We start from the raw sequence: 12,884 nt of genomic DNA on the forward strand, positions 1-12,884 counted from the left end.
TCGACGACCCCACCCGCGTCGCGCGGGTGGGGTCGTCCGCGTTCCGGCCGTCCCCCGTCGCCATCCCTCACCCCGGGGAGTTCCCCTGTCCACGTTCCTGAACCTGACCTTCACCGGTCTGGTCGTCGGCGCGATCTACGCCCTCTTCGCGCTCGGCTACACCCTCGTCTACGGCGTCCTGCGCCTGATCAACTTCGCCCACTCCGAGGTCTTCATGTGGGGCAGCTTCGGCGCCGTCTGGGCCATGACCCTGCTGGGCGCGCACGCCGGCATGGGCTGGCCGGCCGCGATCGGCCTGCTGCTCGTCGCCCTCGTCGCCGCGATGCTCGTCAGCGGCGGCGTCGCCCTCGTGGTGGAACGCGTCGCCTACCGCCGGCTGCGGGAGAAGAACGCGCCCCCGCTGGTCGCGCTCATCTCCGCCATCGGCGCCTCGTTCATGCTCTCCGAGATCATGGGCCTGCGCGACCGCATCGCCGGCTGGCTGAACCTGGACGGCGTGCTCGCCCCCTACGTCCGCCAGGCCCGCGAGAACACCGCCTTCGTCAACCCCCTGCCGAACGTGCAGGTGCTGGAGGTCGCCGGGTTCCAGATCCGCAGCAACCAGCTCATCGTGCTCGTCGCCGCGATCGTCATGATGATCGCCCTGGACCAGTTCGTCCGCCGGTCGCGACTGGGCCGCGGGGTCCGCGCGGTGTCGCAGAACCCCGAGGCCGCCGCGCTCATGGGGGTCAACCAGAAGCGCGTCGTCCAGTTGACGTTCTTCATCGGCGGCCTCATGGCCGGTGCCGCGGCGCTGCTCTACCTCGTCCACATCGGGGTCACCCGCTACAACGTCGGCTTCATCCTCGGCATCAAGGCCTTCACCGCGGCCGTCCTCGGCGGCATCGGCAACATCCGCGGCGCGCTCGTGGGCGGGCTCGTCCTCGGCCTGGCCGAGAACTACGCCACGTTCTTCGGTCTCGCCTCGTCCTGGAAGGACGTCGTGTCCTTCCTGCTGCTGATCGTCGTCCTGCTGTTCCGGCCCACCGGCATCCTCGGCGAATCCCTCGGGAAGGCCCGCGCATGAGCACCTCCGCCACCGCCGCGAAGCCGGCCCGCCCGGCCAAGCCGTCGTTCGCCGACCGCTGGACCGCCCTGCCCAAGCCGGTCCAGGTCCTGGTCTGGGTCCTCCTCGCGCTCTTCTTCTTCGTCCTGCCGCTGCTGAACCTCCCGATCGTGTCCACCCCCGACGCCGAGTTCGGCTCGGTGCTGGCCAGCGTCGCCAACTACGCCCTCGTGGCCCTGGGCCTGAACATCGTGCTCGGGTACGCGGGGCTGCTCGACCTCGGTTACGTGGGCTTCTACGCGATCGGCGCCTACACCGTGGGCGTCGGCGGCTCGCTGCACGGCGAGATCAACTGGTTCGTCCTGATCATCATGGCCGTCACCATCTCCACCGCGAGCGGCCTGCTGCTGGGGGCGCCCACCCTGCGGGTGCGCGGCGACTACCTCGCCATCGTCACCCTCGGGTTCGGCGAGATCATCCGGCTCACCGCGCTCAACACGGAGTGGCTGAACCAGGCCCGCGGCATCACCGGCATCCCGCGCCCGCCCTCGACCGAGCTGTTCGGCCTGCCCAGCCTGGTCTGGGACGGGGCGACGGCCAAGGTGGACCTCGGCGAGGGGGCCCGCTCGATCTTCCTGAAGTTCGGGCTGCTGGACGCGGTCCCGTACTACTGGCTCGCCCTCATCGTCATCATCCTCGTGCTCATCGCCGACAAGCTGCTGCAGGCCAGCCGCGTCGGGCGCGCCTGGGAGGCGACCCGCGAGGACGAGGAGGCCGCCGAGCTCAACGGCGTCCCGACCTTCCGCTTCAAGCTGCTCGCCTTCGCCATGGGCGCGTTCGTGGGTGGCCTCTCGGGGGCGTTGTACGCCTCCCGGATCGGGGCGATCAACCCCGACTCGTTCATGATCCAGCTGTCCATGATGTTCCTCGCCGCCGTCGTCATCGGCGGTCAGGGCAACCGCTGGGGCGCCATCGTCGGCGGTGTCGTCGTGGCGTACCTGCCGGAGCGCTTCCGCGAGTTCGCCGACTTCCGCATCGTCGTCTTCGGGCTGCTCCTGCTGCTGCTGGCGAACTTCCGCCCGCAGGGCCTGCTGCCGCCGCGCCGGGCCAAGCGCGCCCAGCGCGCCGACGCCGCCACCCAGGAACTCGAAGGGACCCAGGAGGGCGCTCGTGCCTGAGCTCACCGAGGACACCGCCCCGCGCGCCCCGCAGGCGTTCGGCGCTCCGCTGCTGACGATGGAGAACGTCACCCTGAAGTTCGGAGGCGTCGTCGCCCTCAACGACGTGTCCTTCGACATCCGCGAGGGGGAGATCCTGGGGCTCATCGGCCCCAACGGCGCCGGGAAGACGACGTGCTTCAACGCCCTCACCGGCGTCTACCAGCCGACGTCGGGACGGGTCGTCTTCGACGGCCAGCCGCTGGGCCGGCGCAAGCGGTTCCAGATCAACCGCCTCGGGATCGCCCGCACCTTCCAGAACATCCGCCTGTTCGGGAACATGACCGCGCGGGAGAACGTCCTCGTCGGGGCCGACTCCCACCACCGCTCCGGGGTCGTCAACTCCCTGTTCCGGCTGCCCCGGCACCGCCGGGAGACCCGCGAGGGCCACCGCCTCGCGGACGAGCTGCTCGCGATGATGGACCTCTCCCACCGCGCGGACGACCTGGCCCGCAACCTCTCCTACGGCGAGCAGCGCCGGCTGGAGATCGCCCGGGCGCTGGCCACGCGGCCCAAGCTGCTCTGCCTGGACGAACCTGCCGCCGGGTTCAACCCGGTCGAGAAGCAGCGGCTGATGGACCTCATCCGCAAGGTCCGCGACATGGGCAACACCGTCCTGCTCATCGAGCACGACATGCGCCTGGTCATGGGCGTCACCGACCGGATCGTGGTCCTGGAGTTCGGCAAGAAGATCGCCGACGGCCTGCCCGCCGACATCCGCAACGACCCGGCCGTCATCGCCGCCTACCTCGGGGTCGAGGACGATCAGCTGGCCGAAGGAGACGTGGACGAATGAACACCCCGACGCAGCAGAAGACCCTCGGTGAGGACCAGCTCGTCGTCGAGGGGCTCAGCGTCAACTACGGCCGCATCGAGGCCATCCGCGACGTGTCGTTCCGGGTGCCCCGGGGCGCCATCGCGACGCTCATCGGGGCCAACGGCGCGGGCAAGACGACGACGCTGAAGACGGTGTCGGGGCTGCGCAGCGTGCGCACCGGCTCCATCGTCTTCGAGGGCGAGGACATCACCAAGGTGCCCTCGCACAAGCTCGTCCAGAAGGGCCTCTGCCAGGCTCCCGAGGGGCGCGGCACGTTCGTCGGGATGACCGTCGAGGAGAACCTCGACATGGGCGCCTACACCCGCAAGGACCGGCGCACCGCGGCCTACCGCAGCGACCTGGAGCGCGTCTACGGGCTGTTCCCGCGCCTGCAGGAGCGCCGCAGCCAGTTCGCCGGCACCATGTCCGGCGGCGAGCAGCAGATGCTCGCCATCGGCCGGGCGCTGATGAGCCGGCCCCGGGTGCTGCTCCTCGACGAGCCGTCGATGGGGCTCGCGCCCAAGCTGATCCAGCAGATCTTCTCGATCATCGTGGAGATCAACCAGCAGGGGACGACCGTCCTGCTCGTGGAGCAGAACGCCGCCCAGGCGCTGCGGATCTCCGACGTGGCCTACGTCCTGGAGACGGGCACCGTCGTGCGCTCGGGGACGGGAGCCGACCTCGCGGCCGACGACTCCATCCGCGCCGCCTACCTCGGCGGCGACGTCTAGCCGTCCCGTGTCCTCCCGGCGCCGCTCCGCGGCGCCGGGAGTCACCCCCGGTGCTGTCCCTCACCACACCGGGTGAACGTCCCCGCCCGGATCGCGGGGGGATCTTCCGCCCCGCGCCCGGGTGCCCTAGTGTCCGGCGCAGCCACCCCGAGAGAGCGGGGCGGCCACCGGCGCGGGGGCCCGGTCTGCTCCGTCGGGTGCGTCGACGCACCGCGTGGAAGGGGATCCTGTGGCACGACCCGCAGTGGAGGTCCGCGACGCCGGGGCCGGCGACATCGACGTCCTCATGGGGCTCTACGCCTCCGCCCGCTTCGACCAGGGGCAGCTGCGCACCGCCACCGCCACCGTGCGGGCCCGCCTGCTGCGGGCCCTGGAGCACGGCGAGGTCCAGGTGCTCCTCGCCTCCCTGGGCGCCCAGCCCGCCGGCTACGCCCTCATCACCACCTCGCCGCTGCTGCCGCTGGGCAGCAGCGCCGGCCCCAGCATCGAGCACCTGCACGTCGTCCCCCACCTGCGCCGGCGCGGCGTGGGCCGGGCCCTGCTGCGCCGGGCCATGCTGCTGGCCCAGGCCGACGGGGCGGACCAGGTCGCCTGCACCGTCCTGCCCGGGGACCGCGAGTACACCCGCTACCTGGCCCGCCTCGGCTTCGCCCCCGTCGTCGTGCGCCGCGCGGTGCCCCTCCCGGTGCTGCGCCGCCGCCTCGCCGAGGGACCCCCGGCGCTGGCCCACACCACCGACGTCGTCGCCCGTCGCCGGTCGCTGCGCGCGCGGCTGGCCCGGGCCGGCGCCCCCGGGCCGGGCAGCCCCCCCGCCGGGGTCCCCACCGCCTCCTGAGGACGCCCCGGCGCCGGTGCCGGGGCGGGGGCACCGGCGCCGGGCGGGGCGGGACCCGCCCCGCCCGCTCGCCACCGCCCCCGTGTCGCCGGAGCTGACTACCCTGACCGACGTGACCCCCGCTGCCTCCACCACCGCCTCCACGACCCGGGCGCGCGCGAGCAGCGCGCGGAAGGGGGCGAAGGCGGCCCCCGCCCGTCCGCGGCTGCTCCTCATCGACGGTCACTCGATGGCCTACCGGGCCTTCTACGCCCTGCCGGTGCAGAACTTCGCGACGACGACGGGTCAGCCGACGAACGCGGTGTACGGCTTCACCTCGATGCTCATCAACCTGCTGCGCGACGAGGACCCCACGCACTTCGCCGTCACCTTCGACGTCTCGCGGGCCTCCTTCCGCACCGAGGTCTACGCCGACTACAAGGGGACCCGCACCAAGAGCCCCGACGAGTTCCGCGGGCAGGTGGACCTGGTCAAGGAGGTGCTCGCCGCCCTGCGGGTGCCGGTGGTGGAGATCGAGGGCTACGAGGCCGACGACGTCATCGCCACCCTCACCGAGCAGGCCGTGGCCCAGGGGTTCGACGTCCTCATCTCCAGCGGGGACCGCGACGCCTTCCAGCTCGTCCGCCCCGAGGTCACCGTCCTCTACCCGGTGAAGGGCGTCTCGGAGCTGACGCGGATGACCCCTGAGGCCGTCGAGGCCAAGTACGGCGTCCCGCCCGAGCGCTACCCCGACCTCGCCGCGCTGGTGGGGGAGTCCTCCGACAACCTCCCCGGCGTCCCCGGGGTCGGGGCCAAGACGGCGGCGAAGTGGATCAACCTCTACGACGGGCTCGACGGGGTCATCGCCAACGCCGACCTCATCAAGGGCAAGGCGGGGGAGAGCCTGCGCGCCCACCTGGACTCCGTCATCCGCAACCGCCGCCTCAACGCCCTCGTCCACGACCTCACCCTGTCGGCGACGATCCCCGAGCTCGTCCGCCGCGCCTGGGACCGCGAGCAGGTCCACACCGTCTTCGACGGCCTTGAGTTCCGCGTCCTGCGCGACCGCCTCTTCGCCACCCTCGAGTCCGCCGAACCCGAGGCGGAGGCCGGCTTCGGCGTCGACGGCGCCGTCCTCCTCGCCGGGGAGGTGGCCCCGTGGCTGACCGACCACGCCCAGGACCGCACCGGGCTGCACGTCACGGGGGAGTGGAGCCGCGGCAGCGGCGAGGTCACCGGTCTCGCCCTCGCCGGCGCCGACGGGGTGGCCGCCTGGATCGACCCCCTCACCCTGGAACCGGCCGACGAGCAGGCGCTCGCGGCCTGGCTCGCCGACCCCGACCGGCCCAAGGTCGCCCACGACGTCAAGGGCCCCAGCCACGCCCTGCTCGCCCGCGGCTGGACCCTGGCCGGGGTCGTCCTGGACACCGCGCTCGCCGCCTACCTGTGCCGGCCCGACCAGCGCAGCTACGACCTCGCCGACCTCGCCGTGCGCCACCTCAAGCGCGAGCTGCGCGCCGAGGGCTCCACCGGGGGCGCCGACGCCGACGTCGACGAGCAGCTGACCCTCGACGGCAGCGACGGTCCCGTCGGCGGGGACCAGCAGGCCCGCGCCGAGGAGGGGATGGTCCGGGCCCTGGCGATCTCCGAGCTGGCCGGGGTCCTGGCCGCGGAGCTGGAGGAGCGCGGGGGCACGCGGCTGCTGCACGAGGTCGAGCTGCCGCTGGTCGCCGTGCTGGCCGCGCAGGAGCGCGTCGGCATCGCCGTGGACGACGAGCTGCTCGCCGACCTCGAGGCCCGCTTCGCCGAGCGGGTGGCGCAGGCGCAGGCGCAGGCGTACGAGGTCATCGGCACCGAGATCAACCTGGGCTCGCCCAAGCAGCTGCAGACGGTGCTCTTCGAGCAGCTGGACATGCCCAAGACCAAGCGCACCAAGACGGGGTACACGACGGACGCGGACGCCCTCGCGGCGCTGTTCGTCAAGACGGAGCACCCGTTCCTGGCCCACCTGCTGGAGCACCGCGACGCCTCGCGGCTGCGGCAGACGGTCGAGGGGCTGCGCAAGTCCGTCGCCGACGACGGCCGCATCCACACCACCTACCAGCAGATGATCGCCGCGACCGGCCGGTTGTCCTCGACCGACCCGAACCTGCAGAACATCCCCATCCGCACCGAGGAGGGGCGCCGGATCCGCGAGGCGTTCGTCGTCGGGCCCGACGCGGGCGCCGGGGACGGCTACGAGTGCCTGCTCACGGCCGACTACTCCCAGATCGAGATGCGGATCATGGCCCACCTCTCCGGCGACGAGGGGCTCATCTCGGCGTTCACCTCGGGGGAGGACCTGCACCGCTTCGTCGGCAGCCGGGTCTTCGGGGTGGCCCCCGTCGACGTCACCCCCGAGATGCGGGCCAAGATCAAGGCGATGTCCTACGGCCTGGCCTACGGCCTGAGCGCCTTCGGGCTGTCGAACCAGCTGAAGATCTCCACCGAGGAGGCCAAGGACCTCATGGACGAGTACTTCCAGCGGTTCGGCGGCGTGCGCGACTACCTGCACGGCGTCGTGGAGGAGGCGCGCCGGACCGGCTGGACCGAGACGATCATGGGCCGGCGCCGCTACCTGCCCGACCTGGCCAGCGACAACCGCCAGCGCCGGGAGATGGCCGAGCGGATGGCGCTGAACGCCCCCATCCAGGGGTCGGCCGCGGACATCATCAAGGTCGCGATGCTGGACCTCGACGCGGGGCTGCGCGAGGCGGGGCTGCGCTCGCGGCTGCTGCTGCAGGTCCACGACGAACTGGTCCTCGAGGTCGCGCGGGGCGAGCGCGAACCGCTGGAGGAGCTCGTGCGCGCGACGATGGCCGGGGCCGCGGACCTGGCGGTGCCGCTGGACGTCTCCGTCGGGGTGGGCCGGTCCTGGCACGAGGCCGGGCACTGACCGGCTCCGGCTAGCCGGCGGCCGCCCGCCGGGCGCCGCGCGGGGCGGGTGCGTGCCGCGTGCACGCCCGCCCGGCGGACTTGGCCTCGTAGAGGGCGGCGTCGGCCCGGGCCACCAGCGCCTCGACGGGTTCGCGCCCGTCCCACCCGGCGGTGCCCGCGGAGAAGGTCTGGCCCTGCGGCGTGGCCCGGCGCCACCCGGACAGCAGGTGGTCCACCTCCTCGACCGGCGCCGCGCAGAGCAGGAGGAACTCCTCCCCGCCCCAGCGGGCCAGGTGACCGCCGGGGGGCAGGCGGGCCCGCCAGGCGTCGGCGCACTCCCGCAGCAGGGTGTCGCCGGCGGGGTGGCCGCGGGTGTCGTTGAACCGCTTGAAGTGGTCGAGGTCCAGCAGGGCGATCGTCACCGGCCGCCCCGCCGCCCCCGGTGCGCAGCGGTCCGCCAGCTGCTCCCGGCCGCTGCGCCGGTTGGGCAGCCCCGTCAGTTCGTCGGTGACCGACAGCCAGCGCAGCCGTTCCGCCTGGGCGCCCACCGCCTCGAGCAGGACCGCGGCGCGGGCCAGGACGAGGGTGAACAGCACGCCGCACCCCACGACGACCGTCCACGGGTCGACCTCCCGCCCCAGCGCGAGCTGCAGGGCCGCGGTGCCCGGGGCCAGCAGCCCCGCCGCGCCGAGGGCGAGCAGGCGCAGGCGGGTCAGCTGGACGGAGCCCGCCGGCCCCTCCCGCCGCAGCCGCGCCGCCGCGGGGTGGGTGACCGCGGCGGTCCAGGTCAGGAACGAGACGAGGAACGCCACGACGACCACCTGCCCGCCGGGACCGGGACCGGTCAGGCGCCAGGCCAGGTCGGCGGTGAGGGAGGCGAGCAGGCCGAGGGTCATCAGCCGCAGCGGGACCGCGGCCCGCGGGCTCACCGCACCCGCGCCCACCGCGAGCGCGAGCAGGGCGAGGTCCAGCACCGGGTAGGCCAGCACCGCCACCGCGCCCGCGGGGTCCTGGCCGAACCGGTCCAGGTCGGGTTCCACGACGAAGGCCCACGTGAGCACGGACACCCCCGAGGTGATGACCGCGACGTCGATGACGCCGCCCACCCCGGGGCGGGGGCGGGTCCGGCGCGCGACCCACCACACCCCGGCCCCCACGAGGGGGTAGCCGAGCAGGAAGGGCAGGTCCCACAGCCACCACCGGCCGGCCGGGGTCGGCGCGAACCACGGCAGCACCTGCACGCACGCGCCCGCGGCCCACAGGCCCAGCCCGCTGCCCAGCACCACCCAGCCGCCGCGGGGGCGGGGCCGGTGCCGACGCAGGCCGAGCACCGCCCCCACCGGCATGGCGCAGGCCACCATGGCGTACAGCAGCGCCCCGGCGGGACCGGTGGGCAGGACCAGGCACGCCGCGGCGAGCAGCGCGGCGACGGCGAGGAGGACGGACCGGGCCCCGGGCGGGCGGGGGCCGGTCGAGGGTGCGGGCACGGCTCAGCCGTCGGCGCGGGGGACGGCCGGCGGGCGGGGGGGGGCGAGGTCGGCGACGAGGACCAGCGTGCCGGGCAGCAGCTCACCGCGCAGCCGGCTCCAGCCGCCCCACACCGCCTCCCCGGCCAGCCACTCCGGCTCGACGAGGTCGCGCACCGCGAAGCCCGCCGCCACGAGCAGGCGCACCCAGTCGCCGACGGTGCGGTGGTGCTCGGCGTAGGTGACGACCCCGTGCTCGTCGGCCTCGACGTAGGCGCGGCGGTCAAAGTAGGAGTGGGTGGCGGTCAGGCCCTCGGGGCCGGGCACGTCGGGCAGCGCCCAGCGCAGCGGGTGCGGCACGCTGGCCGCGAACCGGCCCCCCGGGCGCAGGACGCGGGCGGCCTCGCGCAGGACCCGGTCGGCGTCGGCCACGAAGGGCAGCGCGCCGTAGGAGGTGAAGACGACGTCGAAGCTGTCGTCGGCGAAGGGGAGGACCCGCGCGTCGCACTGCAGCAGCGGGACCCCGGCGGCGGCCGCGGCCGCGGCCCCCTCGCCCAGCATGCCCAGCGACAGGTCGCTCGCCACGACGCGCCCGCCGCGGGCGGCGACCCAGCGCGCGCACTGGGCCGCGCCCGCGCCGACCTCCAGGACGGTGCGCCCGGCCAGGTCCCCCAGCAGGCCCGCGTCGGCCTCGCGCAGGCCCTCCGGACCCCACACCAGCTCCGAGCCCTCGCGGTCGTCGCCGAGGAACGCGCCGTGCTCGCGGCGGTAGCCGCCGGCCTCGGCGTCCCACCAGCGGCGCTGCGCGGCGACGGTCTCGGCGGCGCCCACCTCGCGGCGCCCGACCGCCGGCTGGTCGGGCAGGCCGGGGACCGCGCCGGGGTCCTGGTCGGGGGTCGGCTCGGGGGTCTGCTCGGGAGGCACGCCGCAGATCGTCCCAGCCCCGGTCCGGACCAGCGGCCGCCGAGCCCGGCTTTACCCCCTCCGGTGCGCCCGGGTAGGCTTGGACGGCTTGCGTCCCAGGACCCACCCACGGGTCCCCGCGGGGCGCAGGTGGCGGCCGGGAGCCTCCCGGGTCCGCGACCCTACGACTGTCCCTGACGGAGCCCCTACCTCCATGACGACCACCACGACCGCGCCGGCGGGCACCACTCCTCAGATCGCGATCAACGACATCGGGTCGGCTGAGGACTTCCTTGCCGCGGTCGACGCGACCATCAAGTACTTCAACGACGGTGACATCGTCTCCGGCACCATCGTGAAGGTCGACCGTGACGAGGTCCTCCTCGACATCGGTTACAAGACCGAGGGCGTCATCCCCTCGCGCGAGCTCTCGATCAAGCACGACGTCGACCCCAACGAGGTCGTCGGAGTCGGCGACGAGGTCGAGGCCCTGGTCCTCCAGAAGGAGGACAAGGAAGGCCGTCTGATCCTGTCCAAGAAGCGCGCCCAGTACGAGCGCGCCTGGGGCACGATCGAGGCCAAGAAGGAAGCCGACGAGGTCGTCGAGGGCGTCGTCATCGAGGTCGTCAAGGGCGGCCTCATCCTCGACATCGGTCTGCGCGGCTTCCTGCCCGCGTCCCTCGTCGAGATGCGTCGCGTCCGCGACCTGCAGCCCTACGTGGGCAAGACGATCGAAGCCAAGATCATCGAGCTGGACAAGAACCGCAACAACGTGGTCCTGTCCCGCCGCGCCTGGCTCGAGCAGACCCAGTCCGAGGTCCGCCAGAACTTCCTCACGACCCTGCAGAAGGGTCAGGTCCGCTCCGGCGTCGTCTCCTCGATCGTCAACTTCGGCGCGTTCGTGGACCTGGGTGGCGTCGACGGTCTCGTCCACGTCTCCGAGCTGTCCTGGAAGCACATCGACCACCCCTCCGAGGTCGTCGAGGTCGGCCAGGAGGTCACCGTCGAGGTCCTCGACGTCGACATGGACCGCGAGCGCGTGTCCCTGTCGCTGAAGGCGACCCAGGAAGACCCGTGGCAGCAGTTCGCCCGGACCCACGCGATCGGTCAGGTCGTGCCGGGCAAGGTCACCAAGCTCGTCCCGTTCGGTGCGTTCGTGCGCGTCGACGACGGCATCGAGGGCCTGGTCCACATCTCCGAGCTGGCCGAGCGCCACGTCGAGGTGCCCGAGCAGGTCGTCCAGGTCAACAGCGACATCTTCGTCAAGGTCATCGACATCGACCTCGAGCGTCGCCGGATCTCGCTGTCGCTGAAGCAGGCCACCGAGTCCCTCGCCGCGGCCGGCGAGGAGTTCGACCCCTCGCTCTACGGCATGGCCGCGGACTACGACGAGCAGGGCAACTACAAGTACCCCGAGGGCTTCGACCCCGAGACCAACGACTGGCTCGAGGGCTTCGAGGCCCAGCGCGAGGAGTGGGAGGGGCAGTACGCCCTGGCCCACGAGCGCTGGGAGCAGCACAAGAAGCAGGTCGCGGAGGCCGCCGAGGCCGAGGCGAAGGCCGAGGCGGAGGGTGTCACCGCGGCGACCAGCAGCAGCTCGAGCTCCAGCTCCAGCAGCAGCTCCTCGTCCGCTCCCTCCTCCTACACCTCCGAGGCTCCGGAGGCCGCGGGCACGCTCGCGTCCGACGAGGCCCTGGCGGCCCTGCGCGAGAAGCTCACCGGCGGGAACTGACCTCCCGCTGACGCGTTGACGCGCTGATCGACGAAGGCCCCGACCGGATCCCGGTCGGGGCCTTCGCCGTCGCTGCCTCCGTGTCGCTGCCTCCGTGTCGCCGCCTCCGTGTCGCTGCGCGCCGCCCGGCGGCCGTCAGCCCCGCAGGGCCTGGTCCCCCGGACGTCCCGCCACCCGCGGGGCCGGGGGAGGGGCGGTGCTGGAGCGCACCACGAGGGTGGACGTGACCGGGCCGGGTTCGACGACGCGGTCGTGCAGGCGGCCCAGCAGCACCCGGACGCAGCGCCACCCGATCTCGGTGAAGTCCTGGTGCACCGTGGTCAGGGGCGGGAAGTAGAACCGCGCCTCCGGCACGTCGTCGAAGCCGACGACGCTGACCTCGTCGGGCACCCGGCGCCCGCGGTCCGCCAGCGCCCGCAGCACCCCGGCCGCCATCTGGTCGTTGCCCACGAACAGCGCGCTCACCTCCTCCAGCGGGAGGTCCCCCACCGCGGTGTAGCCCGACTGCGCCGACCAGTCCCCGCGCACGGGACGGGGCACGACCCGCAGCCGCTCGACCAGCGCGGTGCGCCAGCCGGTGGCCCGGGCCCGGGACTCCGCCCAGTCCGGGGGACCGGCGACGTGGTGGACGGTGGGGTGGCCCAGGTCCAGCAGGTGGTGGGTGGCCTCGCGGGCCGCGGCGACCTCGGCCCAGTAGGCGTCGGGGACGCCGGCGCCGTCGAGCCCGGGGGCCAGGACGCAGGGGAAGGCGGCGTCGGCGGCGCGGACGGCGTCCTGCGCGGCGTCCTGGGGCACCACGGCGATCGCGCCGTCGACGTACTGCGCGCGCAGCTCCTCCAGGGCGGTGCTGATCCCGGCGGCGCTCAGGTCCGGCAGCATCACCAGCGAGACGGCGTACCCCTCGGCGCGGGCCGCCTCCTGGATCCCGGCCAGCGTCGTGGCCGCGCCGTACAGCGAGGTGTCCGCGGCGACCACGCCGATGCGGTGGGAGCGACGGGTGACCAGCGTGCGGGCGGCGATGTTGGGGCGGTAGCCGAGCTCGGCGATGGCGGCCTCGACCCGTTCGCGCGTGCGCCGCGCCACCGACGGGCTGCCCCGCACCACGCGCGAGACGGTCTGCTGCGACACGCCGGCGAGCTGGGCGACGTCGGCGAGGACCGGCAGGCGCCCTTCGGCCTCGGGGGCTTCCCCCCGGGGTGCGGATTCGGCGGACATGCCACTTCCTGACTCGGTGTGCAGGTCC

10 protein-coding genes are annotated in these 12,884 nt (G+C 73.7%); 7 read left to right on the forward strand and 3 right to left on the reverse strand.

Translation table 11 applies throughout. The annotated features are described in order from the left end of the window. Positions 1-85: 85 nt before the first annotated feature. The 6 genes from KRAD_RS19270 (at position 86) to polA (ending at position 7,559) form a co-directional block, all read left to right on the forward strand. Complete coding sequence (locus tag KRAD_RS19270) at positions 86-1,066, forward strand: branched-chain amino acid ABC transporter permease (RefSeq protein ID WP_049821297.1); 981 nt, start codon at positions 86-88, stop codon at positions 1,064-1,066. Beyond that, complete coding sequence (locus KRAD_RS19275) at positions 1,063-2,223, forward strand: branched-chain amino acid ABC transporter permease (RefSeq protein ID WP_012087334.1); 1,161 nt, start codon at positions 1,063-1,065, stop codon at positions 2,221-2,223. Before KRAD_RS19270 ends, KRAD_RS19275 begins: the two co-directional genes overlap by 4 nt. Then, positions 2,216-3,058, forward strand: coding sequence for an ABC transporter ATP-binding protein (locus tag KRAD_RS19280; RefSeq protein WP_012087336.1), 843 nt, complete (start codon positions 2,216-2,218; stop codon positions 3,056-3,058). The genes KRAD_RS19275 and KRAD_RS19280 overlap by 8 nt, the downstream gene beginning before the upstream one ends. Further along, positions 3,055-3,810, forward strand: a complete 756-nt coding sequence (locus tag KRAD_RS19285) for an ABC transporter ATP-binding protein (protein WP_012087337.1) — start codon at positions 3,055-3,057, stop codon at positions 3,808-3,810. The genes KRAD_RS19280 and KRAD_RS19285 overlap by 4 nt, the downstream gene beginning before the upstream one ends. A gap of 229 nt (positions 3,811-4,039) precedes the next feature. Beyond that, positions 4,040-4,645: a GNAT family N-acetyltransferase gene (locus KRAD_RS19290; protein ID WP_157873651.1), complete on the forward strand. Its 606-nt coding sequence runs from the start codon at positions 4,040-4,042 to the stop codon at positions 4,643-4,645. 112 nt (positions 4,646-4,757) lie between these two features. Further along, positions 4,758-7,559: a DNA polymerase I gene (gene polA / locus KRAD_RS19295; RefSeq protein ID WP_012087339.1), complete on the forward strand. Its 2,802-nt coding sequence runs from the start codon at positions 4,758-4,760 to the stop codon at positions 7,557-7,559. A 10-nt stretch (positions 7,560-7,569) separates the two neighbouring features. On the opposite strand, the gene KRAD_RS27685 is transcribed toward polA, so the two are convergent. Continuing rightward, the gene (locus KRAD_RS27685) at positions 7,570-9,027 is read right to left on the reverse strand and encodes a GGDEF domain-containing protein (RefSeq protein WP_012087340.1); all 1,458 of its coding nucleotides are present in this window, start codon (positions 9,025-9,027) and stop codon (positions 7,570-7,572) included. 3 nt (positions 9,028-9,030) lie between these two features. Continuing rightward, positions 9,031-9,930, reverse strand: a complete 900-nt coding sequence (locus tag KRAD_RS19305; RefSeq protein WP_012087341.1) for a class I SAM-dependent methyltransferase — start codon at positions 9,928-9,930, stop codon at positions 9,031-9,033. A 193-nt stretch (positions 9,931-10,123) separates the two neighbouring features. Here KRAD_RS19305 and rpsA point away from each other — a divergent pair, with 193 nt between their 5' ends. Next, positions 10,124-11,641 carry a 30S ribosomal protein S1 gene (gene rpsA, locus KRAD_RS19310; protein WP_012087342.1) on the forward strand — a complete coding sequence of 506 codons (1,518 nt, stop codon included), beginning with the start codon at positions 10,124-10,126 and terminating at the stop codon, positions 11,639-11,641. Positions 11,642-11,776: 135 nt separating this feature from the next. Here rpsA and KRAD_RS19315 read toward each other — a convergent pair whose 3' ends face one another. Further along, complete coding sequence (locus KRAD_RS19315; RefSeq protein WP_012087343.1) at positions 11,777-12,856, reverse strand: LacI family DNA-binding transcriptional regulator; 1,080 nt, start codon at positions 12,854-12,856, stop codon at positions 11,777-11,779. Between the last annotated feature and the right edge of the window lie 28 nt (positions 12,857-12,884).

Origin of the sequence: Kineococcus radiotolerans SRS30216 = ATCC BAA-149 (genome assembly GCF_000017305.1) — a bacterium.
Lineage (GTDB): Bacteria > Actinomycetota > Actinomycetes > Actinomycetales > Kineococcaceae > Kineococcus > Kineococcus radiotolerans.